A 26,631-nucleotide genomic window follows, 5' to 3' on the forward strand; every position below is an offset into this window, starting at 1 on the left:
GTTTAGTTTTAATTCTGTAAAATACTATATAGTTTATTAAGCCTCTATAATACTTTCATTTAGTTGTGATCGTGAGTCTTTAGTAAAAGCATTCAACATCCAGCTGCTCTTTTCCAATTCTCTTATAAAAGATCCAATTAAATCTATCGTTCCTTCATCATTTGCCTCATTGGCTTTTTCAATCACTTTGGACATTTGTTTTAACAAGATAGCATGATTTTCTAAAATCTCAAGTACCATTTCTTTATCGGATAGCTTGGAGGACACCTCTTTAACTGAAGTTGTTTTTAGATAATCCTTCAGATTACTCATGGGATGATAGCGCAAAGTGAGAATCCGTTCTGCAATTTCATCAATTTTAATTCTCGCATCACTGTATAATTCCTCGAATTTTCTATGTAGATCAAAGAAGTTTTCTCCTAAAACATTCCAATGAAAGTTTCTTAGGTTTTGGTAGTAAACATGATAATCTGCCAAAAGTGTATTTAGTTCCATAACCGTTGGCATTAGTTTTTCGTCGTCTATATTTAAATAATTCATTGACTGTAATTTTCTGATCTTTCTTAATATAGGTTAGTGAATAACTCTTTTAAACCGACTTAACACGTTTTAACTTAATGAAGGTTTTGTTAACATAATTTTGTGTTAAGAATTGTGGCAATTGTTAACTTATTTAACACTTAAAAAATATTACGAATAATGTTAAAAATAAACTTGTGGGTTGAAAGAAAATTCACTATTATGCACTACTTTTAAAACACAGTATTTATTTTATGGGTAGACCAGCAACACGACCAACCAAACTCAAAGACGGTTATTATATCGAAATCAGAAATAAAGGAGCCAAATCAGGAGTTAAACTATATAGCCATTCAAAATTACAGATGGATAGAGCCATAAAAATGTATGAACGCTCTAAAGAAGTGCTTATTCTGGGCAAATCTGTAAATGGCAAATTTGTTGAAAAAGAGCCAAAACTTCACGTTGTAGATTAATTTCCTCAACCGATTACCACATCTTTTTTGAAGTTTCCAATATACCTCTCTAATTTATTTTTCATAAATTGTTGATTAATTGGATTTTTTGTCATGTCCAAAAACTAAACTAATTAAACAATCTATTATGGAAAATCAATTGAACAAACCACCAGTTTGGTTCTGGCTGGTGAGCATTCTGGCATTATTATGGAATGGTGCTGGCGTTATGGCTTATTTGGGTAGAGCTTTCGCAACAGATGAAATGATTGCAGCACTTCCTGAAGAACAGAAAGCAGAGTTTTTAATGGAATTTCCCGCATGGTATACAGCCGCTTTTGCATTGGCTGTATTTTGTGGAGCTTTAGGATGCATCGCACTATTAATCAGAAAGAAATGGGCTTATATTCTTTTTGTAATATCTGCCATTGGTGCTGTGGTTCAGCACATTTACTTATTTGTAAATGTTGAAATGGACATGACCTCGATAATAATGCCGATTCTGGTTATTATTGTTTGTTTCTTATTGATTTGGTTCGCAAAAAAATCAATTGATAAAGGCTGGATTAAATAAAAATAATAAATTCTAATAACAAAAAGGTGTCCCTCAAATCGGATGCCTTTTTTTATTCAAATTCTACAGAATGCAATATCAATCCAGAAGCTGGAGCAATGTAATCCATCACCTCTTTACTATCATGACTTAATGTCTGTTCAATATAATCTAAGCTCAACTCACCTCTACCCAATTTTATCAAACATCCAAACATTAATCTAATCTGATTTCTCATAAATCCTTTTCCAACTACTTTGAATACATAAGATTTTTCCGGAAAAAAATTAGCTACATAAATTGTGTTCTCAATAATTTCGGAAGATTCAATAGTACGCTCATACTCACCTCTATCTGTGGCTCTATAGCAATACGTCTTAAAATTATGCGTACCTCTGAACAACTTTGCACCTTTTTTCATGATCTCTACATCCAATGGCTCTAAAATAGTCGTTAAAATAGGAGCACAAAATGGATGGTTTTTTTGACCTTCTGAAAAAACATAATGATATTCCTTTAATTTTGAATCCTGAATGATATTGAATTCCTTCTCGACTTCTTTAATAGACAACGCTCTTATGTCCTGCGGTAGATTATGGTTAAAAATCTCTAAAAAAACATCAAAATCCTGGATAGGCTCGTTGTAAATAAACAATTCTAAAGCCGCTTCGTTAGCAGAAACCATGGCATCCGTCCTTCCTGCACCTAAAGTTTTAAATTTAACGTTCTTTAAAATAAATTTTAAAGTTCTATCAATCATCAAATGCACCGTTTTTACATCTGGTTGTTTTTGCCAACCATGAAAACGATAACCCAAATACTGAATCTTTATTAAATAATAAAAGCGTTTATTAAACATGGCAACAAGAACGCTATTTTATTGAAGATTCCAAAAGCAATACGTATTTTTATGTTTATAACTCGAACTTTTGAAGCGACAATACCCTTTCGATCCTTTATTAAAACACCACCTTTTAATTGGCTTACTGTTAGCTATTTGGGTATTTGTGTTTCTCTATTTTTCAGAGCCGTTGGACGTCAATGAATTCACTGCTAGAGAAAAACTCATTTATCTACCAGCTTACAGTCTAATTGCAGCACTACTATATATCATTAATCTGCCATTTCAAAATTGGATATACAAAAAATTGAAAAGCAATTGGTTTGTATTTAGCGAATTACTCTTCAATATACTTTTCGTTGTTATAGGGATTGTTGCGCTTCGATTATTTTATTTGCAATTTATAATCGATTGGAATCCTAATGCGTATACATTAACCTATCATGTAGTATCCATTATTTTACCTGCAATGCTAACTGTATTACCTATTGTCATTGTAGCGAGATTTGCATTTGGAAAATATCATGAAAAACGACTGGAAGATCAAAAAATTGAAATTAAAGGAGAAGGTAATTATGAAGGTTTGAAGGTGCATTTAAATGAGGTTATCAGTATCAAATCATCCGATAATTATATTGAAGTGTATTATTTATCCGGAAATGAAATGAAAAAAACTTTAATACGGAATAAACTTTCTGCCGTCGACGATGAGTTTCCTGAATTGCTTCGATCACATCGCTCTTTTTTAATAAATCCATACCATTTTCAACAATGGAAAACCGAAAACGGTAAATTGACAATTCTTTTAAATCACAATATTAAAGTCCCGGTTTCCAAAACTTATCACGCTACAATAAAAGCGCAGATTAATTCCGCCACAAACTAAGGGCATTTCGCCCCAAACACCTATAATTATTGAATAAATGGAAGATTCTGAAATAGATTTGTTTCAGAAAGTTTAATCACAAAAACCATTTAATCATGAAAAATTCATTCAGTTTTCTTCTCGTTCTATTCATTTCAATTTTCAATTTGAACGCTCAAGACGAGCAAAAAGAAATATTAATTGTAGGAAGTATGCACACGGTTCCTAAAATTGTAAAACATAGCTATAAGCCAATGTTAAGACGTGCCGTAAAATATAATCCAACTTCTATTTATGTAGAAAGTCCTATGGCTAACGATACATTGAGTTGGGAATATTTAAAAGATGGCTGGTCTAAAGGTTATAAAGCGTTTTATTACCTGTCCGATTCCATTCAAAAAACATTTGAGCCTAATATTAATAAGTTCAATTCTATTCTCGAAAAATCCTTTTCTAAAATGACTAGAGAGGATTTAAACTTTATGATTAATAGTTTTGCTTATAAAAGAGACAATGCTAATCATGAATTTTATACATATTTAAAAAATCACGGAAGTACAGGCGCAAAAAAGCCAACACGTCACGAAGATGGAGACTTAACCTTTAAGCTTGCTTTGAAACAAGGCATTAAACTATTAAAATCTATGGACGACCAGCGCACCAATGGAGATTACCACGAGGCATGGTCTAAATGTTCAAAAGAAGGTGCAGCCAATGGAAATAATGCCATAGTTAATAAGATGAACAAAGAGGATTATAACTCTGCTATTTTACCTTCCATTTTTAGAGGACTGGGAAAGCACGTTAATAAAAGAAAATCTTTAATGCGTTTGCACCAAATGAGTTCTTTCACCTATGTTAAGACTAAAACTGAAGGATGTACGGATGGTGAGCGCTATTGGAATGAAAGAAACATGAGAATGGCCAGAAATATTGGTGATCAAGTAATGGCTTCAGATTCCAACAGGAATATCGTAATTGTTGGCGCCTCGCATGTTATTGGATTAGAACAGGAATTAAAAAACAATTACCCTAACATAAAAGTGGTTCTTGCTAGTGAATAAACTTTCATTTTTTTTCTACAAGAATATAGCTGTTACTATCTAAGGTAGTAGCAGCTTACTTTTTCTCTCTTTGTTCTAAAACTGCAATCACATCCTTAATCTCAAACCCTTTAGCTTGCAATAGCATTAAGTAATGAAATAACAAATCTGCACTTTCTTCTAAAAACAATTCATCATTATTGTCTTTTGCTTCGATAACAACTTCAACAGCCTCCTCTCCTACTTTTTGAGCAACTTTGTTGATACCTTTTGCAAATAGAGAAGCAACGTAAGACTTATCGGTATCTGCAGAATTAATGCGCGATGTAATGGTTTCTTCTAATTTAGAAATAAATCCATACGATGCATCATTAGTTTCATTCCAACACGTATCCGAACCTTTGTGACATGTCGGACCTTTTGGGCTAACTTGAACTAACAACGTATCATTATCGCAATCTAGCTTTATGTCAACCAAATTCAAAACATTTCCGCTTTCTTCTCCTTTGGTCCAGATTCTGTTTTTAGTTCTACTGAAAAAAGTCACCAAGCCTGTTTCTTTCGTCTTTTCAAGTGCTTCTTTATTCATGTAGCCCAACATTAACACATTTTTGGTTGTTGCATCTTGAATTATTGCCGGCACTAAGCCATCGCTATTTTTATTAAAATCTATGTTCATTACAAAATTGTTTGTCCTTCCGAAGTAAATGCGGAATCCAATTAATTTATTTATCTCATTAAAAGATGTTTCACCCTTATTAGAATGGCATCAAATTCTCACAGGAATTTCCTGCTGTTTTAATTCTTTTTTTAATTCCGCAATAGGAATTTCACCAAAATGAAACACACTTGCAGCCAAAGCCGCATCAGCCTTTCCCTCAATAAATGTATCTGAGAAATGCTGGATAGTTCCCGCTCCACCTGAAGCTATAATTGGGATATTCACAATATCAGATAATTTTGCCAAAGCCTGGTTTGCAAATCCCGCTTTTGTACCATCGTGATCCATAGAGGTAAATAATATCTCACCAGCACCACGTTGCTCTACTTCAATTGCCCAATCAAATAAGTTGATTTTAGTCGGAATAGTTCCACCTGCCAAATGCACCAGCCATTCACCTTCCACTTGTTTGGCGTCAATGGCAACGACTATACATTGACTTCCAAATTTATCCGACAGTTCATTAATTAAATCTGGCCGTTTTACAGCCGAAGAGTTAATCGAAACCTTATCAGCGCCACAATGCAAAAGTGCATCGACATCCTCAACCGAGGAAATTCCTCCTCCAACCGTAAACGGAATATTTACCTGTTCGGCAACTTGTAATACCATCTTGTGCATGGTTTTACGATTTTCTAAAGTAGCGGCGATATCTAAAAAAACCAATTCGTCAGCACCTAATTCTGCATACTGCTTGGCCAATACAACAGGATCGCCAGCGTCGCGTAGGTCAACAAAATTGACACCCTTTACCGTGCGGCCATTTTTAATATCCAAGCATGGTATAATTCTTTTTGTTAGCATATGCATTATTTTAGTCATTGAGAGTACGAAATAAAAGTCAGTTCTTTAATTAAAACAGATTGCTTTACTCTATTGCCTGGATCACAATGACATTTTCATTTTATATAAATTTTTCCAATTCTTTCAGAGTAATGCGGTTTTCATAAATCGCTTTACCGATAATCACACCTTCGCAACCAATTTCGTTTAAATTTTCTAAATCGTTCAATCCTGAAACACCTCCTGAAGCTATTAGTTTAATTGATTGCACTCCACTACTATTACTGCATTCCTTAATGATATTTTTGTAAAGTTCAATTGAAGGACCTTCTAACATACCATCTTTAGAAATATCGGTGCAAATCACATATTTAATTCCCTTTTTCTGATAATCCTTAATGAATGAAATTACTTCTTCCTTGCTATTATCCTGCCAACCATTAATTGCAATTTTACCATCGTTGCTATCAGCTCCCAAAATTATCTTCTGAGATCCGTATTTATCTAACCATCCCTCAAATGTTTCTCTATCATTAACAGCTATACTTCCACCTGTAATTTGTCGTGCACCACAATTAAAAGCAACATTTAAATCTTCATTGGATTTTAACCCTCCACCAAAATCAATTTTTAAAGCGGTTTTTGATGCCAACTGCTCCAACACTTTATAGTTAACGATATGTTTAGCTTTTGCGCCGTCTAAATCCACCAAGTGCAAATACTCGATTCCTGCATCCTCAAAGGCCTTCGCTACTTCAAGTGGATTTTCATTATATATTTTTTTTGTATCGTAATCCCCTTTGGTTAAGCGAACACATTTACCTTCAATTATGTCTATGGCTGGTATAATTCTCATTCTTTTTGGCTTTTACCTTCCTACCGTTAACCAGAAGTATATGGCTAATAGCAAAATGTTTTATTTATATTTTTAAAAAATTTTTCAAAATTTGCTCTCCCGCTTTACTGCTTTTTTCTGGGTGAAACTGTACTCCAAAAAAGTTATCTTTTTCTAAGGCTGAAGCGTAATTCATTTCATATAATGAAGTTGCAATTGCCTCATCACACATTTCAGCATAATAACTATGCACAAGGTACATGTATTCTTCTTCTTGGATTCCTTTAAATAGATCAGATTTTAAATTTGAAATTGTATTCCATCCCATTTGAGGGACTTTTACTTTGTTGGAAAAACGCTTAACATTTACATTGAAAATTCCTAAACCATTTGTATTACCTTCTTCGGAATGGTTGCACATTAACTGCATGCCTAAGCATATGCCCAAAACAGGCTGTTTCAGGTTCGGAATTAGAGTGTCCAAACCACTTTCCTTCAACTTTTTCATGGCACTACTCGCCTCACCAACTCCAGGGAAAATCACTTTGTCAGCAGCTATTATCTTATCGGAATCACTAGAAAGTTCTGCATTGTAACCCAAACGTTGAAATGCAAATTGAATACTTTTAATATTGCCAGCTCCGTAATTGACTATTTTTATGTTCATAGTTATTTTTACTTGTGATGTCGAACGAATGTGGGAAATCTTGTTTTAAGATTCTATATCACTTCAATCTGTCGGAATGATTTTTACAACACACCTTTTGTTGAAGGCAAAATCATTTTTTCAATATCTTGTTTTACAGCCATCTTAATAGCTTTTGCAAATGCTTTAAAGATTGCCTCAATCTTATGATGCTCATTTGTGCCTTCACATTTAATATTTAAATTGCATTTGGCTCCATCGGTAAAGGATTTAAAGAAATGGTAAAACATTTCGGTTGGCATTTTACCAATCATTTCCCGTTTAAAGTCGGCTTCCCAAACCAACCAATTTCTACCACCAAAATCAATGGACACTTGTGCCAGACAATCGTCCATTGGTAGGCTAAATCCATAGCGTTCTATTCCCAACTTGTTGCCTAATGTCATGGCAAACACTTCTCCTAAAGCTATCGCTGTGTCTTCAATAGTGTGATGCTCATCGACCTCTAAATCTCCATCAACTTTAATGGTTAAATCCATTTGACCGTGACGTGCAATTTGGTCCAACATGTGATCAAAAAATGCGATGCCAGTATTAATATCGCTTTTTCCTGTTCCGTCTAAATTGAGCTCTATTTTGATTTTTGTTTCATTGGTGTTACGCTCTACATTCCCAACGCGTTCCGTGGTTTTGAGAAATGTATAAATTTCCTTCCAATCATTAGTTTCTAATGCAATAAATTGCTGTAATTCCGAATTGTCAACAGTTACTTCGTCTGTCCCTAAATTGGTGTTATCGTTTATAAATATACCTTTTGCACCTAAATTTTTAGCCAATTCCACATCGGTCAATCGATCACCTATCACAAATGAATTTGCCAAGTCATAATCCTCGGAAAAATATTTAGTCAACAATCCAGTATTGGGTTTGCGAGTTGGCGCATTGTCCTTAGCGAAAGTTCTGTCTATAAATTGTTCTTTAAACTTCACACCTTCGGCTTCAAAAGTTTTTAAAACAAAATTATGTACTGGCCAAAAGGTCGCTTCTGGATAAACCTCCGTTCCCAGACCATCTTGATTGGTAATCATTACGATTTCAAAATTAAGTTCTGTCGCTATTTTACTTAAATATTGAAATACCTTCGGATAGAACTCCAATTTTTCAAATGAGTCGATTTGCTCATCAGCCGGTTCTTTAATTAATGTACCGTCTCTGTCTATAAATAATACTGGTTTTTTCATAGTCTTAATCATTCCTATATATCATTTATCGCTCAAGATAAACTATGGCAGGAATCTGTTTATATTTTCTTAATTGTGATTTCCGCATCAAGTGCGTAATGACAATCTCAATTTAATTTTTCTAAAATTTTTACTAACCTTTGATTTTCATCTTTAGTTCCAACTGTGAACCGCAAACAATTTTCACACAAAGGCTGTGTCGTTCTGTTTCTCACCACTACTCCCTTTTGCACCAATTCTTTATAACGTTTATTGGCATTGTCCACTTTGGCCAGTATGAAATTAGCATCGGAAGGGTAAACATTTTCAACTACCGAAATGGTTTTTAATTCATCCATTAATTTATTTCGCTCACTTAGAATTTCTTCAATTTCATTATTAACTTTTTGAGTTGAATTTAGACGCTCTAACGCTGTATTTTGGGTGAGCTGATTGATATTGTATGGTGGCTTAATTTTGTTTAACACTGAAATAATTTCGGTAGAAGCATAACAAATTCCCAATCGAATTCCTGCTAAACCATAGGCTTTTGATAGCGTTTGTGTGATGATTAAATTCGGAAAATCATTTAATCGATTTAACCAACTTTCTTCATTTGAAAAATCAATATAAGCTTCATCAACTACAACAATGCCTTCAAAATTTTTAATTAAATTTTCAATTTTTGAAGCTTCAAAACTATTTGCTGTTGGATTATTGGGTGAACAAATGAATAATAATTTCGAATTTTTATTCTGCGCATTTAAAATAGCTTCAACATTCGGTTCAAAATCTTTATTGAGAAGCACTTCTTGAATACCTATAGCGTTAAGATTTGCTAAAACATTATACATACCGTATGTTGGTGGGAGTGTGATAACGTTATCTTTATTTGGATCACAAAAAGCCCTGAATATTAAATCAAGAACTTCATCGCTACCATTACCCAACAGGATTTGGTTGGTTGGGACACCTTTTAATTCTGACAGAACGTTCTTTACCTTTGTTTGCTGAGGGTCTGGATAACGATTAACATCTGTCTCAAACGGATTTTCATTGGCATCGATAAATACCATATCCGTATTAACCTCTTGGTATTCATCGCGCGCTGACGAATAAGGTTTAATGTTTTTAATGTTCTCCCTTAAGAGATTATTTATCTTGAATTTTTGTTTCATTTTTAATACTTCTACATAGCTCTACTGAGTCTGTCGATAAAGTTTTTCTTGTTTAACGAAATAACTGTAAGTAAGGTGATTTAATTTTTTTCTAATTCCTTAAGTCGTAAAGTTACTGCATGTTTATGAGCCTGTAACCCTTCGGCCTCAGCCATTAATTCTATGGCATTCCCAATATTCTGAATTCCTTTTTTGCTAATTTTCTGAAAGGTCATGTTTTTTTGAAAACTATCTAAATTTACACCTGAATATGCTTTTGAAAATCCATTGGTAGGTAAGGTATGATTAGTGCCAGAAGCATAATCTCCTGCACTTTCTGGAGTATAGTTTCCAATAAAAACTGAACCTGCGTTTCCTATATTCTCAACAAAAAAATCGTTGTTTTCAGTGGCTACGATAAAGTGTTCAGGACCGTAACTATCGATTAAATCTAAAGCTATTTCAAAATTATCGACTACTATTAATTTTGAATTGGAAATTGCATCTCTTGCCATGACTTTTCTTGGTAAATCTTCCAATTGCTTTTCAACTTCAAGATTAACATGCACTGCCAATGCTTTTGAAGTAGTAACTAATATTACTTGGCTGTCGCTCCCATGTTCGGCTTGACTTAATAAATCAGACGCTACAAATCCAACATTTGCTGTTTCATCTGCCATTACCAAAAGTTCGCTTGGACCTGCTGGCATGTCAATAGCAACACCATATTTAGTAGCTAATTGTTTTGCCACGGTTACAAATTGATTTCCTGGTCCGAAAATTTTATATACCTGCGGAATGGTTTTAGTCCCAAATGTTAATCCGGCAATCGCCTGAATGCCTCCTGTTTTTATAATTTTGGTAGCTCCACATAAATCTGCAGCAAATAAAATTTCATCCGCTATTTTACCTTCTTTATTTGGTGGAGAGCACAATACAATTTCCTTGCATCCAGCTATTTTTGCGGGAATAACCAACATTAAAACCGTTGAAAATAAAGGAGCAGTACCACCCGGAATATACAAACCAACTTTTTGAATTGGACGTTTTTCTTGCCAACATTCTACTCCTTCCATGGTTTCTACATGGACTTTATCTGTTTGTTGAGCTTTGTGAAATTTTTCAATATTTGATTTTGCTAATTGTATAGCTCTTTTAAGTTCTTTTGAAACATTATTTATAGCTTCATGAATCTCAACTGATGTAACTACGTTATCCTGAAGTTCAACACCATCAAATTTTAAGGTATATTTTTCAATTGCTTTATCACCTTGAGACTTGACCTCATTAAAGATTTGATTAACGGTAGATTCAATTTCATCAAGCGCTTTAGTTGGTCTTTTTAATATTTCTGGCCAAACCTTCTTATCTGGATTTTCGTATAATTTCATATTACAACACCATATTTTCAATCGGACATACCAAAATACCTTCTGCCCCATTGGCTTTTAGCTCATCAATGACATTCCAAAAATCATTCTTATTAATTACTGAATGAATTGAACTCCAGCCTTCTTGTGCTAAGGGTAAAACTGTTGGGCTCTTCATGCCAGGTAAAATATTAATAATGGCCTCCAAATTATCATTTGGAGCATTAAGCAATACATATTTGTTTTCTCTACCTCTTAAAACAGATTTTAATCTAAACTGAAGCTTATCTATTCGTTCCTGATTTTCTTTTGAAATTTGAGGAGATGTTGCTAAAACTGCTTCAGATTGAAGCAACACCTCTACTTCTTTTAAACCGTTTTTAAACAGCGTGCTACCGCTCGAAACAATATCGCAAATACCATCTGCTAACCCAATGTTAGGTGCAATTTCAACCGAACCGTTAATGATGTGAAGGTTGGCTTTCACTCCTGCCTTTTCTAAAAATTGATTAACTGTATTTGGATATGAGGTGGCTATGCGCTTACCCTCTAAATCTTTCAAACTTTTAGCTTTGGAAGCTTTTGGAACTGCAATGGATACTTTGCATTTTGAAAAGCCCAATCGCTCTACAATGCTTATATCGTGTCCTTTTTCTATCAATACATTTTCTCCGATGATAGCTGCATCAACCACTCCATCTCTTAAATATTGTGGAATATCACCATTTCTCAAATAAAATACTTCTAAAGGGAAATTACGTGCCGATGCTTTTAATTGGTCTTTTCCGTTGTCTATAGAGATTCCTATCTCCTTAAGAATCATCATGGAGTCTTCGTGTAAACGTCCCGATTTTTGTACTGCAATTTTTAGTTTGTTCATTTTAGTTTCAATAGTGTTCAAGATTTCAAAGTGGTTTTTGAAAACAAAAAACCCGAATGAAATCTCAAACGGGTTTTTAAAATATATTTTTTGAATTTATTCAATACATTTTCACCTCGCTTGAGCGATGATATGAAAATGATGATGTGTTTGAATAAATGTCATTTTATTTTTTGTCTGAGCAAAGATTGTGAAAATAAATTTAAAATTCCTAATCGATACTCATTAATTTTTTGTTAAGACTATTGATTGCCTAGAATTATTGGCATTCCAGAATCTCCAGAGCCAATAACAATGACTTTACTGTTAGATGATTGCGACAGCTTAATTGTAGCATCAATACCCTTATCCTGCAAAATCTTATCTGTTAACGATGCACTTAAAATACGGTTGGCATCTGCTTTACCTTGTGCTTCAATACGTACTTTCTCAGCTTCTTTTGATGCGGTTACCAATCTAAATTCGTACTCTAAAGATTCCTGCTCTTGCCTTAACTTACGCTCAATCGCCTCTTTTATGGTATTTGGTAAAGTAACATCTCTTACTAAAACTTCATTTAACTGAACGAATTGCTTTTCTAAAATGAGTTTTGTTTCCTCAAAAATTTCATCTTGAATAGCATCTCTTTTACTAGAATACAATTGCTCTGGCGTATAACGACCAACAACACTTCTCGCTGCAGATCTGATGGCTGGCTGGATAACTCGTTGTAAATAATTTTCTCCTAGATTTTGATGCAATTTACCTAAATCCGAATATACTGGCTCGTACCAAGCTGAAGCGTCAATTTGGATTTCGAGACCATTAGAAGAAAGCACCTTCATTTTTTCGAATAATTCTTGTTGACGCACTTCATATATAAACACCTTATTCCAAGGTGCCACAATATGAAATCCCTCTGCCAAAGGTGGTTCGTCCACAACCACACCTTCACCGAAGGTTTTAAACAGCACACCTGCTTCTCCTGAGTCAATTGTTACTGCAGATTTTGCAATTACGATAATTAAAATAATAATTCCGATAATAATTGGTATGCCAATTTTTGGTAATCTTTCCATAGTTTAGTTTTTATATTAATCCGTTATATTTTCTGATGAACCACTCAGCAAAAAGACTTAATGCCATAAGGCCAAGAAGATATTTCCAGTCGATCAAAGGTACGATATTTTTGGTGCTTTTTTGAATGGTCATGTACCTTTTATCTTCGAGTAAATTATCAATAAGACGATTACTTTGTGTAATAAAATATGCTTGTCCACCACTTTCTGCGGCTAAATATTTTAGCTTATTAATATCTGCGTTTAAAAATTGCTGTTCTACATTATATTCCAAAACCTCAAAGCTACCTGAAGCACTTACAGCTTCAGAATTGTGTTTTACCGTAAAATCGTACGCACCTGCTTCAATGCCGCTCAAATCTACTGTATAATTGGTGTTGCTTAATAATAAGGGCGTCTCCGTAATGGCTTCTGTTTTCTTGTTTTTTAAAGTTACGGTCAATGCAGCGTTAGGATCAAACTCAAAACTTTTGTTGAAGTATTGCGCTGAAATCACCACATCGTCATTTCCGTTATAAAAAGATTTGTAATCGATATTAAGTCGCTTTCGCTTTTTATTGCTGCTTAAATATTGAACTAATTTGCCCATGAAATTATCAAAATCCGTAAAACTCTCTGTGTCTAGAAAGCTTTGTGCTCGCCATCTCCAAATACCTTCACCACTTAGCAATGCATGCTTAGTGTTGTCGCTTTCAAACGTGGATAGAAGCGGTTCATTGGTCGTTATCCCATTGACCGTTTTAAATAGAAAAGTCGAGTTGGGCACTAGAAATTCTGTTGAACCAAATTCCGATTTTAACGGTGGGTAATCATTAAAATTAATATTATCAATAATAAACGTGCTGTAATTTTTATTTATGGTCGGTTGATAATTTTCAGATTGATTTGTAATTGTTTGATAAAAATAGGATTGTGAATTGTTCAACAAATTGAAATCAGTAGTTGTACCTGTAATAGAGAACGTATTGATGTTTTGTGTTCTAATCACATCCAAAATCGACCTAAAGTTATTATTTGGTTGATACAAAATAACTAATTGAAAATCATTAATTTTTACCAAATATTCTTTTGGTTTTAAAAATGAAACACTGCGCTGTTCATTACTTTCAATTGATTTTTTGAGAGCACCTAAATCTGGATGCAATCTGTCATATATGATAGCAATATTTGTTTTTTGATCAATAACCTCTACCCCAAAATTTTTGGTGTTATTAACAGTATTTTTTTCATTCTCTAAGGGTACCAATTCCGCTCTATAAGTCTTAACGCCAACACTACTTGCTAATAGCGTTGTTGAAATAATTTCGGAATTTTTAGTTGAATTAAATTGAATAGGCTTTCTGTAGATCACAGAATTTCCTGACCAAATTTTGAGTTCGGTATTTACTGTTTCGCTACCACTGTAATTGGCTATAATTTCAATAGGAAATCTATTCTTTAAAAATACATATCTATTAACATTCAACTGTCTTATACTTAAATCTGAATACAATGTAGAATCCCCAAGTATGATTGGATATATAGGTTGTTTCACCGTTTTACCCAAATAGCTATAATCTGTTCCATATGTCTGATTTCCATCGGAAATTACTACGATTGGAGCAATCTGATTGGCATAGACCTCTCCTAATTGCTTTAGGGCATTTGAAAGATTAGACTGTCGTTCGTTAAAATTTAAACTATCAGAATTGTTTACTGCTTTACCGAATGTATAATTTTCAATGTTGAAGCGCTCATTTAATTCTGTATTATTTAAAAATGTTTCACGTATAGCTCTCGTATTGTCATCTTGATTTAAATAAGCAATTGATTCCGAATTGTCAGCTGCGATAACTAATGTTGGTTTCTCATTAAAATAGTTGTTTGATTCAAACTTAGGGTTAATGAGCAACAACAATAAACATAATATTGAAACTGTGCGTAATGCTGTTAGCGCATATTTTAATTTAGACTTTATTTTAGATTTATACACATACTGAAACAGCGCTATTGAAAGCGCTGTTATTGCTGCGACTATAATGTATACAATAGTTTCTGTTTGCATTAATTGACTTTAGATTTATGAATTTAGATTTACGTGTTCGAAAATCTAAAATCTGCAATCGGAATTATGTGAGCATTCCACCATCAACATTTAATGTTTGTCCTGTAACATAAGCACTTAAATCACTTGCCAAAAACACGCAAGCATTGGCAATATCTTCAGGTGTGCCACCTCTTTTTAATGGGATAGCGTTTCTCCAACCTTTTACAGTTTCTTCATCAAGCTTTTCCGTCATTTCAGTTTCGATGAAGCCTGGTGCAACAACGTTACTGCGAATATTACGCGAACCTAATTCTAATGCTACGGATTTTGAAAACCCTATGATTCCAGCTTTTGATGCTGCATAGTTTGTTTGCCCTGCATTGCCTTTTACGCCAACAACAGAGCTCATATTTATAATGGAGCCTTTACGTTGTTTTAACATTGTGCGCTGTACAGCTTTTGTCATGTTAAAAACTGATTTAAGATTCACTTCTATTACCTTATCAAAATCTTCTTCCGCCATTCGCATTAAGAGGTTATCTTTAGTTATACCTGCATTGTTGACCAGAATATCAATAGATTCGAATTCAGATAAAACGTCTTCAGCCAATTTCTGTGATTCGTCAAAACTTGCTGCGTTACTTTTATATCCTTTGGCTTTAATGCCTTTATTATTCAATTCTTTTTCAAGCTCATTTGCTGCTTCTACTGAAGAACTGTATGTAAATGCCACATTAGCGCCATGTTCTGCAAATACTTGAGCAATTCCTCTACCAATGCCTCGACTGGCTCCTGTTATTATTGCGGTTTTTCCTTCTAAAAGTTTCATATTTTATATGTTCGGTTAGTTGTCAAATATAGGTAATCTGTTTCAAAAAAGCCATCCTTAATCATTCAGAGGAAGGGAATACTAAAGGCTAAATTTACTGATTACAAGTTGCAAGAAATAAAAAAACCTCACAAGATTTTGTAAGGTTTTTAACAGTTTCATGTGAGATCCTGAAACGATTTTAAGACTACATGTAATTCAAATTTTGATGTTTGTCACAACAAAAAACATGATTCAGATTAGCCTAAAACTTCGGCTACTTTTTTGCCTATTTCAGCAGGCGAATCCACAACATGGATTCCACAGGCTCTCATTATTTTCTTTTTGGCTTGAGCCGTATCATCGCTGCCACCAACAATAGCTCCAGCATGACCCATTGTACGACCAGCAGGTGCAGTTTCACCCGCAATAAATCCTACAACTGGTTTTTTACTTCCACTTTCTTTATACCAATTTGCTGCATCAGCTTCCAATTGTCCGCCAATTTCACCAATCATGACTACAGCTTCTGTTTCTGGGTCGTTGATCAAAAGCTCAACAGCTTCTTTAGTTGTAGTACCAATGATTGGGTCTCCACCAATACCAATGGCTGTTGTTATTCCCAGTCCTTGCTTTACAACTTGGTCTGCTGCCTCATATGTTAACGTTCCTGATTTTGAAACGATTCCTACTTTTCCTTTTTTAAACACAAAACCTGGCATAATACCTACTTTTGCTTCACCTGGAGTAATGACACCTGGGCAATTAGGACCAATTAAACGGCAATCTTTATCTTTAATATAGTCTGCAGCTTTAATCATATCACCAACAGGAATTCCTTCAGTAATTGTTATAATTACTTTAATACCTGCATCCGCAGCTTCCATTATGGCGTCAGCGGCAAACGCTGGTGGTACAAAAATGATGGTTGTATCTGCACCTACTTTCTCCACAGCTTCAGATACAGTATTAAAAACGGGTTTGTCTAAATGGGTTTGCCCTCCTTTGCCAGGAGTAACACCACCAACAACATTGGTTCCGTATTCGATCATCTGTTCTGCATGAAATGTGCCTTCACTACCTGTAAAACCTTGTACAATAATATTAGAATCTTTATTGACTAAAACGCTCATTATAAATTTCTGTTTTTAAGTTGTTTTATGTTGTGCAAAAATAAGTTTTTTGATACGCAATTGCGACCACTTTTTAAATTTTTCTTTCGGTGTAGGATTTCATGCTTGATTGATTGTTTTCGTTAGCCTGATGACTAATCTCATAACCTCTATAAAGTTTTCCATCCTTAACTTCCCAAATTGTAGCAAAATGAGCTAACGCAATTTCGCTATCAGGATTTTCTATCGTGTTAGCGAATAATGTATGCCTTGTTATGACCGTATTATTTACTTCGATAAAATGGGTAAATTCAAAACGTAAAGCAGTATATGATTCTCTTGTACCTTTGAAAAACTTTTTAATATCGTTATACTTCAACAAGGTGAAACCCTGACTACTAGTCCAATGTAACTCGCTTTTCTCATGAAAAAATTCGGCTACCACATTAGCGTTGTTAGCCAAGTCGGAATTATAAAATGCTTTAACTAATTCTTTTGCTGACATCATTTGTTTTTTAGTTGTTCTAATATTTCTGGTATTCTTTTAATTGAAGCAATTTCTTTGTATTTAGACCTAAAGTCTTCAGCTGGTGTACCGAAATAGCTCTTATTTCCTTCGAGAGATTTACTCACACCCGATTGTGCCGATATTACCGCTTTTGAACCTATAGTTATACCGCTAGTAATACCTACTTGACCCCAAATAGTCACTCCATCTTCAATTACCACGCAACCAGCTATACCTACTTGAGACGCAATTAAACAGTTTTTACCAATTATAGTATCATGACCTACTTGTATTTGGTTATCTAATTTAGATCCTTCGCCAATAGTCGTATCTCCTGTAACTCCTCGATCTATTGTACAAAGCGCACCTATATCGACATGGTTCTTAATGATAACACGTCCACCGGATTTGAGCTGGTCATAACCACTTGGTCTATTTTTATAGTAAAATGCGCTAGCGCCCAAAACTGTGCCTGAATGAATGGTAACATTATCTCCAATAACAGCATCATCGTAAATGCTTACGTTAGAATGTATAATACAATTGTTACCAATCGTTACATTATTTCCTATAAAGCAATTAGGCTGTATAATGGTATCACTTCCTATTTTAGCTGAATCTGATATAGAAGCATTTGATGGTTTAAATGGATTGAAATGACTCGTTAGCTTATTGAAATCACGAAATGGGTCATCTGAAATCAATAAAGCTTTGGCTACTGGACAATCAACTTCTTTATTAATTAATATGATGGTAGCTTCAGAATTCAAAGCTTTATCATAATATTTTGGATGATCTACAAAAACGATATCTCCAGATTCTACGACATGGATTTCATTCATACCAAGAATCGGAAAATCATCTTGGCCAACGTATTTGCAACTTATTAAATTTGCAATTTCTTTTAAAGTATATGGTTTTGGAAATTTCATAAATTCCTTAGTTACTGAAACAAGTCCAGTACAAGTCGCAGTAATTAATATCCTGGCTCGTTTTTAGTGATTTTATTCTTTTACACGTTCTTTATAAGTGCCCTTATCTGTTTCAATTTTAATTTTATCCCCTTCATTAATAAACAGAGGAACGTTAACCTCTGCACCTGTTTCGACGGTTGCCGGTTTCGTAGCATTGGTTGCTGTATTACCTTTTACCCCTGGCTCCGTGTGCGTCACTTCTAATTCTACATAAGCCGGCATATCTACCGAAAGAGGCATATTATCTTCTGTGTTGATTTGGATGGTAACGATTTCTCCTTCTTTTAATAAATCTGGCCTATCCAATGCAGACTCTAGTAAGCGAATTTGTGTATAGTCTGCTTCATTCATAAAATGGTAGAACTCACCATCAGCATATAAATACTGAAATTTATGAGTTTCAACTCTCACATCCTCTATCTTATGTCCTGCTGAAAATGTGTTATCTAAAACCTTACCTGTTGTTACACTTTTCATTTTTGTTCTTACAAATGCAGGTCCCTTCCCAGGCTTTACATGTAAGAATTCTATAATTTTATAAATGTCATTATTGTATCTTATACAAAGTCCATTTCTTATATCTGAAGTTGTTGCCATTATTTTTTTTAGTTGTTAATTCTTAAAGTTGATACTTGTTTGCTCTTTTATTAAGGCTTCTAACATTGAATTTAGTTAGATTTGAAATAGCCCTTCATAATTCCTCGATGTGAGTTCTTTATAAATTGGAGTATTTCATCCCGTTCTGGTGTAGCTTCCATTTCGGCTTCTATTAAATCAGAAGCCTGCGTATTGTTATAATTTTTTTGATACAGAATTCTATAAATATCTTGAATTTCCCTGATTTTATCTGAAGTATAACCTCTTCTTCTCAAACCAACAGAATTTATCCCAACGTAAGATAACGGTTCTCTTGCTGCTTTAACATACGGAGGAACGTCTTTACGAACCAAAGAACCACCAGTGACAAAGGCATGATTGCCAATGGAACAGAATTGATGCACGGCTGTCATTCCAGCCAATACCACATAATCACCTACAGTAATATGACCTGCTAATGTGCTATTATTGGAAAAAATACAGTTGTTACCCACAAAACAATCGTGGGCAATGTGACAATAGGCCATAATAAGGCAATTGTTACCAATTACTGTTTTCATTTTGTCCGTTGTACCTCTATTAATGGTGACACATTCTCTAATAGTAACATTATCACCGATTTCTACAGTAGTATCTTCGTCGTTATATTTTAAATCCTGTGGTACAGCTGAAATCACAGCTCCAGGAAATATATTGCAATTTTTACCGATACGCGCACCTTCCATAATGGTTACATTACTTCCAATCCATGTGCCTTCACCAATTATAACATTATTATGAATTGTGGTGAAAGGTTCTATAACAACATTCTTAGCGATTTTTGCTCCAGGATGTACGTATGCTAAAGGTTGGTTCATTTTTTAAAATTTATTTTACTTTTGATATTTGCGCCATCAATTCGGCTTCTGCACATAATTTTCCATTAGCATATGCGTAACCTTGCATATGGCAAATCCCTCTTCTGATTGGTGTAATTAAAGAACATTTAAATATAAGCGTATCTCCAGGCACCACTTTTTGTTTAAACTTTACATTGTCCATTTTCATAAAAAATGTCAAGTAATTTTCAGGATCTGGCACAGTGCTTAGAACTAAAATTCCGCCTGTCTGCGCCATAGCTTCTATTATTAAAACACCAGGCATTACAGGTGCTCCAGGAAAATGCCCTTTAAAGAATTCCTCGTTCATGGTTACATTTTTGAGGCCAATAACGTGATTGTCGGTAAGCTCAAAAACTTTATCCAATAATAAAAAAGGCTGTCTGTGAGGTAACATGTTCATTATTTGATTCACATCCATTAAAGGCTCTGAATTCACATCTATATGAGGAACATTGTTACGTCTTTCGTTTTTAATGATTTTAGATAATTTCTTTGCAAATTGAGTGTTCACAAAGTGTCCGGGTTTATTGGCAATAACTTTTCCTTTAATTCTGGTACCCACCAAAGCCAAATCACCTACTACATCCAATAACTTATGCCTCGCAGCTTCATTAGGATGGTGTAATGTTAAGTTATCTAAAATCCCGTTTGGCTTAACTGCAATACTATCTTTATTGAATGCCACGCGGAGTCTTTCCATTGTTTCTGGAGATAGTTCTTTATCTACATACACAATTGCGTTATTTAGATCGCCACCCTTAATGAGTCCATTTTCAAGAAGCATTTCAATTTCATGAAGAAAACTAAAAGTTCTAGAATCTGCGATGTCTTTTTTAAAGTCTGAAATTGAATTTAATGTAGCATTCTGTGTGCCCAATACTTTAGTTCCAAAATCTACCATGGTAGTAATCTGGTATGTATTGGATGGCATTAAGATAATTTCGCTTCCAGATTCTTCATCAGTATAGGATACGACTTCCGTTACTTCATATTCTTCTCTCAACGCATCTTGTTCAGAAATACCAGCTTTCTCCAAAGCCTCTACAAAGAATTTTGAAGAACCGTCCATAATTGGTGGTTCTGATGCGTCCAATTCTATAATTACATTGTCCAAGTCTAAGCCTACCAGTGCTGCTAGCACGTGCTCGCAGGTTTTTATTGAGACTCCGTTCTTTTCAAGACATGTACCTCTTTGGGTATTAGTTACATAATTGGCGTCCGCTTCAATTTTTGGGCTGCCCTCTAAGTCCACTCGCTGAAAAATGAATCCCGAGTTTTCTTCACCTGGCTTAAATACCAAATTTACATTAGCGCCTGTATGAAGTCCAACGCCTTTAAGTGTGACTTCTTTCTCAATGGTTTTTTGCTTGATTTCTGTTTTAATTATTCCCATCGACTTTCTTTTCTAAATCGTTTATTGTTTTTACAAGTTTTGGCAAGTTTTTGAAATAGACATAGGATTTATTCCAATCTGTATATCCAAATGACGGAGAACCTTGCAGGACTTCATTATCTTTTACATTTCTGCCTATTCCCGACTGCGCCTGAACTTTCACATTGCTACCAATAGTTAAGTGCCCTGCTATACCTACTTGTCCACCAATTTGGCAATTTTCACCAATTTTAGTAGAACCTGCAACACCTGTTTGTGCTGCAATCACAGTATTTTTGCCAATCTCTACATTGTGTGCTATCTGTATTTGATTGTCTAACTTTACACCGCTTTTTATAACAGTAGAACCTAAAGTAGCTCTGTCTATTGTTGTTCCTGCACCAATATCTACAAAATCTTCTAAAATTACGTTACCTATCTGCGGCACCTTATTATATTCTCCTTTTTCATTTGGCATAAAACCAAATCCATCGGCACCAATAATGGCACCAGAGTTAATAACACAATTTTTTCCGATAACACAATCCGAATATATCTTAGCACCAGAAAACACAATAGTGTTATCTCCAATAGTTACATTATCGCCAATATATGAATTAGGAAAAATTTTTACATTTTCACCTAATTTTACACTGTCACCAACATAGGTAAATGCTCCTATATATATATTATCTCCAATCTCTGCAGTATCTGAAATAAAACTAGGTTGTTCTATTCCTGATTTGTTCAATTTAATTTGGTTGTAATATTCTAAGAGTTTAGTAAAAGCACCATAAGCATCATCTACCTTAATCAATGTGGTTTCTAGGTCTTCTTCTGCTGTAAAATCTGAATTTACTATTGTAATAGATGCTTTTGTACTATATATATATGATTTGTATTTTGGGTTGGCCAAAAATGTTAATGATCCTGGAATGCCTTCTTCAATTTTTGCGAGTTTAGACACTTCTACATTTGGGTCGCCAACTACAGTTCCTTCTAATATACCTGCAATTTGTTCTGCTGTAAATTTCATGTGTTTCTATATATTATTTTCAATGGTCACATGGAACATTTCGAACAACAAGTCTCTTTCAATTTTAATATTTAAGTACGAATGTTTCAATTATCTGATTTTATAGTATGGTTGGTCTTCCGCAAAAATAGAAAAAATGTATCACATTCTCTTTTTAGGATAGCAGATATAATATTTAGTTACTGGTTTACTGAGCGCTTTGAGATTTAATTGGTCTGTTGCCTTAACAATATCTTTTACTTTTCCTGATTTAAGCAAAATATTTATGTTCTGTTTGTTATTTTGATAGGCTTGATTGGTGATCTTACCCATAAATACAAAATAGTCTGCTTCATGCTTAGAGATGTTGTACTTAGTTTTTAACGCTTCGGAATGCGTTAATAGTGCCTTTGCGGCAATAGGTTTGTTTTTTAATTTTATTTTAAGCAAATCTCTATTAATAATCATTTCGCAAAGATTACTAAGTACAAAATCCTCGTTATATTGCCAATCTTTCATTGCTGAAACGATATCATAATCGTCTAGATTTGCAAATGTTTTTAAGGTTTCGAGATTGAAATTCTCTGAGGTGATTTCAGATTTTAAAAAAAACATTAATGATTCACTACATTTTAAATCGGTGCCTTGGACAACTAGTTCTTTGGCGCGTTGTAAAATTCGCATTAATAATTGTTCTGCCACAACTCCGGTTTTGTGTAAATACACTTGCCAGTACATAAAACGTCTCGCGATTAGGAATTTTTCGACACTGTAAATACCTTTCTCCTCAACTACCAACCCGTCATCCACTACGTTAAGCATTGTAATTAACCGTTCGCTATTTACGTTACCTTCAGCTACACCAGTATAAAAACTATCCCTTTTAAGATAATCAGCCCTATCCATGTCTAATTGACTGGAAATTAACTGACACATAAATTTTCTGCCGTATTCACCTTTAAAAATTGAAATAGCCAACGTTAAACTTCCGTTAAACTCTTCATTTAGGGTTTGCATAAAACGCAGCGATATTTCTTCGTGAGATACATTATTTACGATGCTATTTTCCATAGCATGCGAAAATGGCCCATGGCCAATATCGTGTAATAAAATAGCGATGAAAAGTGCGTTTTCTTCATCTTTAGAAATCTCAACACCCTTAAAGCGTAGTACGTTCACCGCTTTTTGCATTAGATGCATACTTCCCAATGCATGATGAAAACGTGTGTGATGCGCACCAGGATATACTAAATAAGATAATCCCATTTGGCTGATACGACGTAATCTCTGAAAGTATTTATGCTGAATTAAATCGAAAATGACCGAATTCGGAATCGTAATAAAACCGTAAATTGGATCGTTAAATATTTTGAGTTTGTTATTAGACTTCAAAAGCTTTACATTCTATAAATTATAAACAAATATACATGAACACTATAAATATTCTTTGGGTTGACGACGAAATTGATTTGCTAAAACCCCATATCCTCTTTTTAGAACAAAAACAATATAAAGTCACCAAATGCCAAAGCGGTACTGAAGCCTTGGAAATACTGGATGACACCAATTTTGATATCGTGTTTTTGGATGAAAACATGCCAGGTCTTACAGGCTTGGAAACATTGACAGAAATTAAAGAGCGTCGCGCTAATCTTCCTGTGGTTATGATTACCAAAAGTGAGGAAGAATATATTATGGAAGAAGCTATAGGTAGTAAAATTGCGGATTACTTGATAAAACCAGTAAATCCAAACCAAATTTTATTGAGCCTTAAAAAGAATTTGGATCATTCGCGTTTGATTTCAGAAAAAACTACTTCTAATTACCAGCAAGAATTTAGAAAAATTGCTATGGATCTGTCTATGGTAAATTCTTATGAAGAATGGGTAGAGCTCTATCAAAAACTCATTTACTGGGAGCTTCAACTAGAAGGCATAGAAGACGTTGGGATGACCGATATTCTTGAATCCCAAAAAACTGAAGCCAATATGCAGTTTGGTAAGTTTATAGAAAAAAATTATGAAGACTGGTTCGAGCCAAAAGCAGATGCTCCAGTAATGTCGCACACTCTATTTAAGGAAAAAATTGTTCCAGAATTGAGTGACAAACAGCCTACGCTTCTCATCGTTATTGATAATTTAAGATACGATCAATGGAAAGCTTTTGAACCTATTGTAAATAATTACTACAAAAAAACTTCAGAACATTCCTTTTTTAGCATTTTGCCAACAGCGACACAATATGCACGTAATGCTATATTTTCTGGATTAATGCCAGCCGATATGGAACAATTGTTTCCAGAGTATTGGAAAAACGATACTGATGATGGAGGAAAAAACATGCACGAAGATGACTTTTTAAAATCACAGCTTAAACGTTTAGGATTAAATCATATAAAACACGAATACCACAAAATCACCAATCTTAAATCCGGTAAAAAATTAGTTGAAAACTTCAGGTCTTTAAAAGAAAATGATCTCAACGTGGTAGTCTATAATTTTGTAGATATGCTTTCACATTCCAAAACGGAAATGGAAGTAGTTAAGGAACTCGCCTCTAATGACAAAGCGTATCGCTCACTTACAGTAAGTTGGTTCAAAAATTCTCCGTTATTAGAAATGATTCAATTATCACAACAACTAGGATTCAAACTGATATTAACCACAGACCATGGGACCATCAACGTTAAAGCACCATCAAAAGTTATTGGAGATCGAGACACAAGTTTAAATCTAAGGTACAAAACAGGACGAAGTCTTACCTACCAAGATAAAGATGTGCTTGCCATTAAAGATCCTAAAACTGTCCATTTACCTGCCCTTACCATGAGCAGCTCTTTTATTTTTGCCAAGGGTGATTTGTTTTTGGCGTATCCAAATAATTTTAATCATTATGTAAGTTATTACAGAAATACGTACCAACATGGAGGTGTCTCTTTAGAGGAAATGATTATCCCATTTGTGGTATTAGACCCCAAATAAATCCCTTAAAGGCATAAAAATCCGACGAAACGCAATTTTTCTTAGGTTATCTGATTAATTATTGCTAACATTGTAAACCCTAAAGACAAAATTTTAGTTGAAAACAATTGAGTTTACATATCATCTAAGTGAAATTGACGAAGTTGCATTGCGCATTCTGGAAAATCTGAACTCAAAAACCATCTTATTTAATGGTGAAATGGGTGCGGGCAAAACGACTTTAATTAAGTCATTGCTAAAAGTTATGGGTAGTGATGATATTGCTACGAGTCCAACATTTTCTATTGTAAACGAATATAATATTTCAGGCGACAAGGTTTTTCATTTTGATTTTTACAGAATTGAAAATTTAGAAGAAGCCTATAATTTTGGTTTAGAAGAATATTTAGACAATGGACATTGGCAATTTATGGAATGGGCAGAAAATATTGAGCCATTATTACCTGAAGATGCTCAAAACATTGATATCACTAAGATAGACGACAATACAAGATCCCTCAAATTAACTATAGAAACTAATAATATAACTGAAGATAAAGCTATGACAGCACCAAAATTTTAATTAAAATTTTGATCACATTCCGACTAGATAGATTGCCGATTACGGAAAAACCGTAATTGAAAGGCCATAATTTTTTGGATTTTAACATTATTGCATTTGCGAAAGGCTCTTAAGCCCTTTAGATTTGTAGTATTAATTAATTAAAATCCCTTATATTATGAAAACTAAAAAACTAGTACTAGCAATTGCAATCTTTGGAGGAATGTTATTTACTGCTCAAGCAACTAACATTATTGACCTCGATGGACAAACTACAACACAAATTGAAAAGGGCAAAAGAAAGCTCATCAAAAACGGATAAACAAAAGTTAAGTAGAAGTGCTATTGTTGGAACTATACTTGGTACAATAATCGCTGCTTCTCCACTATTTTATTCTTTACATGAAAGTGTTCCGACTGGAAAAGTCTGGAGCACTTTTTTGTTTACTTACGAAAGTGGTGCTTGGGAAGATGCTCAGTACGCAATGTGGGTTTATACGGGTAAATTTTTACCACTTATTTTATTAACAATATGGTTCTTTACATGTAAACAATGGTGGTACCACGCAATTTTGGTTCCTATTATAATGTATGTGTTTCAAATAGTAACCACTTTTAATGCCGAAGCTCAGAGAATCGACGAAGGACAAATAGTTGTTTTATTGCCCATCTTAGTTATAATTGTTCCATCGATATATTTAATTCGAGCCAAAATGTTTAATAAAATTAATGATTCAGATAAAACCCTTGAAGAACTTGAAGAAGAGTTTATGCTAAAGCCTAAGACGCTTTGGGGAAAAATAACCCAGTATTTTTAGAATCTTATTTTATACTTAAAAATTCTATTCATTTAAGTAATTAGTAATGCTT

At 34.1% G+C, this 26,631-nt stretch carries 28 protein-coding genes; 7 read left to right on the forward strand and 21 right to left on the reverse strand.

What is annotated here, in order from left to right; genetic code table 11:
- Positions 1 to 36: 36 nt before the first annotated feature.
- Positions 37 to 540 carry a Dps family protein gene (locus HM983_RS08700; RefSeq protein WP_179345028.1) on the reverse strand — a complete coding sequence of 168 codons (504 nt, stop codon included), beginning with the start codon at positions 538 to 540 and terminating at the stop codon, positions 37 to 39.
- A 233-nt stretch (positions 541 to 773) separates the two neighbouring features.
- Here HM983_RS08700 and HM983_RS08705 point away from each other — a divergent pair, with 233 nt between their 5' ends.
- Positions 774 to 995: a hypothetical protein gene (locus HM983_RS08705; protein ID WP_179345029.1), complete on the forward strand. Its 222-nt coding sequence runs from the start codon at positions 774 to 776 to the stop codon at positions 993 to 995.
- 127 nt (positions 996 to 1,122) lie between these two features.
- Positions 1,123 to 1,548: a hypothetical protein gene (locus tag HM983_RS08710; protein WP_179345030.1), complete on the forward strand. Its 426-nt coding sequence runs from the start codon at positions 1,123 to 1,125 to the stop codon at positions 1,546 to 1,548.
- Between the two features lie 52 nt (positions 1,549 to 1,600).
- On the opposite strand, the gene truA is transcribed toward HM983_RS08710, so the two are convergent.
- Positions 1,601 to 2,386 (reverse strand): tRNA pseudouridine(38-40) synthase TruA, encoded by a 786-nt coding sequence (truA, locus tag HM983_RS08715; protein ID WP_179345031.1) that lies wholly within the window; start codon positions 2,384 to 2,386, stop codon positions 1,601 to 1,603.
- 70 nt (positions 2,387 to 2,456) lie between these two features.
- Between truA and HM983_RS08720 the strand changes: the two genes are divergently transcribed.
- Both HM983_RS08720 and HM983_RS08725 read left to right on the forward strand, forming a co-directional pair.
- A complete protein-coding gene (locus tag HM983_RS08720; RefSeq protein WP_179345032.1) occupies positions 2,457 to 3,254 on the forward strand; it encodes a LytTR family DNA-binding domain-containing protein in 798 nt (265 codons plus the stop codon).
- Between the two features lie 95 nt (positions 3,255 to 3,349).
- Positions 3,350 to 4,297, forward strand: a complete 948-nt coding sequence (locus HM983_RS08725; protein WP_179345033.1) for a DUF5694 domain-containing protein — start codon at positions 3,350 to 3,352, stop codon at positions 4,295 to 4,297.
- 55 nt (positions 4,298 to 4,352) lie between these two features.
- Here HM983_RS08725 and hisIE read toward each other — a convergent pair whose 3' ends face one another.
- The 19 genes from hisIE to HM983_RS08820 all read right to left on the reverse strand — a co-directional run bounded on the left by hisIE (position 4,353) and on the right by HM983_RS08820 (position 23,631).
- Entirely contained in the window at positions 4,353 to 4,955 is a 603-nt protein-coding gene (hisIE, locus tag HM983_RS08730) for a bifunctional phosphoribosyl-AMP cyclohydrolase/phosphoribosyl-ATP diphosphatase HisIE (protein WP_179345034.1), read from the reverse strand.
- A gap of 90 nt (positions 4,956 to 5,045) precedes the next feature.
- A complete protein-coding gene (gene hisF / locus HM983_RS08735; RefSeq protein ID WP_179345035.1) occupies positions 5,046 to 5,801 on the reverse strand; it encodes an imidazole glycerol phosphate synthase subunit HisF in 756 nt (251 codons plus the stop codon).
- Positions 5,802 to 5,901: 100 nt separating this feature from the next.
- Entirely contained in the window at positions 5,902 to 6,636 is a 735-nt protein-coding gene (hisA, locus tag HM983_RS08740) for a 1-(5-phosphoribosyl)-5-[(5-phosphoribosylamino)methylideneamino]imidazole-4-carboxamide isomerase (RefSeq protein ID WP_179345036.1), read from the reverse strand.
- A 64-nt stretch (positions 6,637 to 6,700) separates the two neighbouring features.
- The gene (gene hisH / locus HM983_RS08745) at positions 6,701 to 7,282 is read right to left on the reverse strand and encodes an imidazole glycerol phosphate synthase subunit HisH (RefSeq protein WP_179345037.1); all 582 of its coding nucleotides are present in this window, start codon (positions 7,280 to 7,282) and stop codon (positions 6,701 to 6,703) included.
- A gap of 83 nt (positions 7,283 to 7,365) precedes the next feature.
- On the reverse strand, positions 7,366 to 8,502 hold the full coding sequence (hisB, locus tag HM983_RS08750; protein WP_179345038.1) for a bifunctional histidinol-phosphatase/imidazoleglycerol-phosphate dehydratase HisB: 1,137 nt from the start codon (positions 8,500 to 8,502) through the stop codon (positions 7,366 to 7,368).
- A gap of 107 nt (positions 8,503 to 8,609) precedes the next feature.
- Positions 8,610 to 9,659 (reverse strand): histidinol-phosphate transaminase, encoded by a 1,050-nt coding sequence (gene hisC, locus HM983_RS08755; RefSeq protein ID WP_179345039.1) that lies wholly within the window; start codon positions 9,657 to 9,659, stop codon positions 8,610 to 8,612.
- A gap of 80 nt (positions 9,660 to 9,739) precedes the next feature.
- Complete coding sequence (hisD, locus tag HM983_RS08760; RefSeq protein ID WP_179345040.1) at positions 9,740 to 11,029, reverse strand: histidinol dehydrogenase; 1,290 nt, start codon at positions 11,027 to 11,029, stop codon at positions 9,740 to 9,742.
- A 1-nt stretch (position 11,030) separates the two neighbouring features.
- Entirely contained in the window at positions 11,031 to 11,888 is an 858-nt protein-coding gene (hisG, locus tag HM983_RS08765) for an ATP phosphoribosyltransferase (protein ID WP_179345041.1), read from the reverse strand.
- A gap of 242 nt (positions 11,889 to 12,130) precedes the next feature.
- Positions 12,131 to 12,946 carry a prohibitin family protein gene (locus HM983_RS08770; RefSeq protein ID WP_179345042.1) on the reverse strand — a complete coding sequence of 272 codons (816 nt, stop codon included), beginning with the start codon at positions 12,944 to 12,946 and terminating at the stop codon, positions 12,131 to 12,133.
- Positions 12,947 to 12,956: 10 nt separating this feature from the next.
- The gene (locus HM983_RS08775; RefSeq protein ID WP_179345043.1) at positions 12,957 to 14,990 is read right to left on the reverse strand and encodes a VWA domain-containing protein; all 2,034 of its coding nucleotides are present in this window, start codon (positions 14,988 to 14,990) and stop codon (positions 12,957 to 12,959) included.
- A gap of 64 nt (positions 14,991 to 15,054) precedes the next feature.
- Complete coding sequence (gene fabG, locus HM983_RS08780; protein ID WP_179345044.1) at positions 15,055 to 15,801, reverse strand: 3-oxoacyl-[acyl-carrier-protein] reductase; 747 nt, start codon at positions 15,799 to 15,801, stop codon at positions 15,055 to 15,057.
- A 239-nt stretch (positions 15,802 to 16,040) separates the two neighbouring features.
- Positions 16,041 to 16,913 carry a succinate--CoA ligase subunit alpha gene (gene sucD / locus HM983_RS08785; RefSeq protein WP_179345045.1) on the reverse strand — a complete coding sequence of 291 codons (873 nt, stop codon included), beginning with the start codon at positions 16,911 to 16,913 and terminating at the stop codon, positions 16,041 to 16,043.
- A gap of 73 nt (positions 16,914 to 16,986) precedes the next feature.
- Complete coding sequence (locus tag HM983_RS08790; protein WP_246277490.1) at positions 16,987 to 17,400, reverse strand: nuclear transport factor 2 family protein; 414 nt, start codon at positions 17,398 to 17,400, stop codon at positions 16,987 to 16,989.
- On the reverse strand, positions 17,397 to 18,332 hold the full coding sequence (locus HM983_RS08795; RefSeq protein WP_179345046.1) for a UDP-3-O-(3-hydroxymyristoyl)glucosamine N-acyltransferase: 936 nt from the start codon (positions 18,330 to 18,332) through the stop codon (positions 17,397 to 17,399). The genes HM983_RS08790 and HM983_RS08795 overlap by 4 nt, the downstream gene beginning before the upstream one ends.
- A gap of 72 nt (positions 18,333 to 18,404) precedes the next feature.
- Complete coding sequence (efp, locus tag HM983_RS08800) at positions 18,405 to 18,971, reverse strand: elongation factor P (protein ID WP_179345047.1); 567 nt, start codon at positions 18,969 to 18,971, stop codon at positions 18,405 to 18,407.
- Positions 18,972 to 19,042: 71 nt separating this feature from the next.
- Positions 19,043 to 19,828, reverse strand: a complete 786-nt coding sequence (lpxA, locus tag HM983_RS08805) for an acyl-ACP--UDP-N-acetylglucosamine O-acyltransferase (protein ID WP_179345048.1) — start codon at positions 19,826 to 19,828, stop codon at positions 19,043 to 19,045.
- Between the two features lie 10 nt (positions 19,829 to 19,838).
- Positions 19,839 to 21,245, reverse strand: coding sequence for a bifunctional UDP-3-O-[3-hydroxymyristoyl] N-acetylglucosamine deacetylase/3-hydroxyacyl-ACP dehydratase (locus HM983_RS08810; RefSeq protein WP_179345049.1), 1,407 nt, complete (start codon positions 21,243 to 21,245; stop codon positions 19,839 to 19,841).
- The gene (gene lpxD / locus HM983_RS08815) at positions 21,232 to 22,260 is read right to left on the reverse strand and encodes a UDP-3-O-(3-hydroxymyristoyl)glucosamine N-acyltransferase (RefSeq protein ID WP_179345050.1); all 1,029 of its coding nucleotides are present in this window, start codon (positions 22,258 to 22,260) and stop codon (positions 21,232 to 21,234) included. Before lpxD ends, HM983_RS08810 begins: the two co-directional genes overlap by 14 nt.
- 141 nt (positions 22,261 to 22,401) lie before the next feature.
- Positions 22,402 to 23,631, reverse strand: a complete 1,230-nt coding sequence (locus HM983_RS08820) for an HD domain-containing protein (RefSeq protein WP_179345051.1) — start codon at positions 23,629 to 23,631, stop codon at positions 22,402 to 22,404.
- Between the two features lie 35 nt (positions 23,632 to 23,666).
- On the opposite strand from HM983_RS08820, the gene porX reads away from it, so the two are divergent.
- The 3 genes from porX (at position 23,667) to HM983_RS08835 (ending at position 26,579) form a co-directional block, all read left to right on the forward strand.
- Positions 23,667 to 25,220: a T9SS response regulator signal transducer PorX gene (gene porX / locus HM983_RS08825; RefSeq protein ID WP_179345052.1), complete on the forward strand. Its 1,554-nt coding sequence runs from the start codon at positions 23,667 to 23,669 to the stop codon at positions 25,218 to 25,220.
- Between the two features lie 97 nt (positions 25,221 to 25,317).
- Positions 25,318 to 25,782: a tRNA (adenosine(37)-N6)-threonylcarbamoyltransferase complex ATPase subunit type 1 TsaE gene (tsaE, locus tag HM983_RS08830; RefSeq protein WP_218841845.1), complete on the forward strand. Its 465-nt coding sequence runs from the start codon at positions 25,318 to 25,320 to the stop codon at positions 25,780 to 25,782.
- Positions 25,783 to 26,024: 242 nt separating this feature from the next.
- Positions 26,025 to 26,579, forward strand: coding sequence for a hypothetical protein (locus HM983_RS08835; protein WP_246277491.1), 555 nt, complete (start codon positions 26,025 to 26,027; stop codon positions 26,577 to 26,579).
- Positions 26,580 to 26,631 lie beyond the last annotated feature (52 nt).

The organism is Winogradskyella ursingii, assembly GCF_013403975.1.
Classification (GTDB): Bacteria; Bacteroidota; Bacteroidia; order Flavobacteriales; family Flavobacteriaceae; genus Winogradskyella; species Winogradskyella ursingii.

Excerpts from the sequence above, each read along its gene's own strand:
- HM983_RS08700 (WP_179345028.1), bottom strand. The coding sequence starts at position 540 with ATGAATTATTTAAATATAGACGACGAAAAACTAATGCCAACGGTTATG.
- HM983_RS08705 (WP_179345029.1), top strand. The coding sequence starts at position 774 with ATGGGTAGACCAGCAACACGACCAACCAAACTCAAAGACGGTTATTAT.
- HM983_RS08710 (WP_179345030.1), top strand. The coding sequence starts at position 1,123 with ATGGAAAATCAATTGAACAAACCACCAGTTTGGTTCTGGCTGGTGAGC.
- truA (WP_179345031.1), bottom strand. The coding sequence starts at position 2,386 with ATGTTTAATAAACGCTTTTATTATTTAATAAAGATTCAGTATTTGGGT.
- HM983_RS08725 (WP_179345033.1), top strand. The coding sequence starts at position 3,350 with ATGAAAAATTCATTCAGTTTTCTTCTCGTTCTATTCATTTCAATTTTC.
- hisIE (WP_179345034.1), bottom strand. The coding sequence starts at position 4,955 with ATGAACATAGATTTTAATAAAAATAGCGATGGCTTAGTGCCGGCAATA.
- hisF (WP_179345035.1), bottom strand. The coding sequence starts at position 5,801 with ATGCTAACAAAAAGAATTATACCATGCTTGGATATTAAAAATGGCCGC.
- hisA (WP_179345036.1), bottom strand. The coding sequence starts at position 6,636 with ATGAGAATTATACCAGCCATAGACATAATTGAAGGTAAATGTGTTCGC.
- hisH (WP_179345037.1), bottom strand. The coding sequence starts at position 7,282 with ATGAACATAAAAATAGTCAATTACGGAGCTGGCAATATTAAAAGTATT.
- hisB (WP_179345038.1), bottom strand. The coding sequence starts at position 8,502 with ATGAAAAAACCAGTATTATTTATAGACAGAGACGGTACATTAATTAAA.
- hisC (WP_179345039.1), bottom strand. The coding sequence starts at position 9,659 with ATGAAACAAAAATTCAAGATAAATAATCTCTTAAGGGAGAACATTAAA.
- hisD (WP_179345040.1), bottom strand. The coding sequence starts at position 11,029 with ATGAAATTATACGAAAATCCAGATAAGAAGGTTTGGCCAGAAATATTA.
- hisG (WP_179345041.1), bottom strand. The coding sequence starts at position 11,888 with ATGAACAAACTAAAAATTGCAGTACAAAAATCGGGACGTTTACACGAA.
- HM983_RS08770 (WP_179345042.1), bottom strand. The coding sequence starts at position 12,946 with ATGGAAAGATTACCAAAAATTGGCATACCAATTATTATCGGAATTATT.
- HM983_RS08775 (WP_179345043.1), bottom strand. The coding sequence starts at position 14,990 with ATGCAAACAGAAACTATTGTATACATTATAGTCGCAGCAATAACAGCG.
- fabG (WP_179345044.1), bottom strand. The coding sequence starts at position 15,801 with ATGAAACTTTTAGAAGGAAAAACCGCAATAATAACAGGAGCCAGTCGA.
- sucD (WP_179345045.1), bottom strand. The coding sequence starts at position 16,913 with ATGAGCGTTTTAGTCAATAAAGATTCTAATATTATTGTACAAGGTTTT.
- HM983_RS08790 (WP_246277490.1), bottom strand. The coding sequence starts at position 17,400 with ATGATGTCAGCAAAAGAATTAGTTAAAGCATTTTATAATTCCGACTTG.
- HM983_RS08795 (WP_179345046.1), bottom strand. The coding sequence starts at position 18,332 with ATGAAATTTCCAAAACCATATACTTTAAAAGAAATTGCAAATTTAATA.
- efp (WP_179345047.1), bottom strand. The coding sequence starts at position 18,971 with ATGGCAACAACTTCAGATATAAGAAATGGACTTTGTATAAGATACAAT.
- lpxA (WP_179345048.1), bottom strand. The coding sequence starts at position 19,828 with ATGAACCAACCTTTAGCATACGTACATCCTGGAGCAAAAATCGCTAAG.
- HM983_RS08810 (WP_179345049.1), bottom strand. The coding sequence starts at position 21,245 with ATGGGAATAATTAAAACAGAAATCAAGCAAAAAACCATTGAGAAAGAA.
- lpxD (WP_179345050.1), bottom strand. The coding sequence starts at position 22,260 with ATGAAATTTACAGCAGAACAAATTGCAGGTATATTAGAAGGAACTGTA.
- porX (WP_179345052.1), top strand. The coding sequence starts at position 23,667 with ATGAACACTATAAATATTCTTTGGGTTGACGACGAAATTGATTTGCTA.
- HM983_RS08835 (WP_246277491.1), top strand. The coding sequence starts at position 26,025 with ATGGACAAACTACAACACAAATTGAAAAGGGCAAAAGAAAGCTCATCA.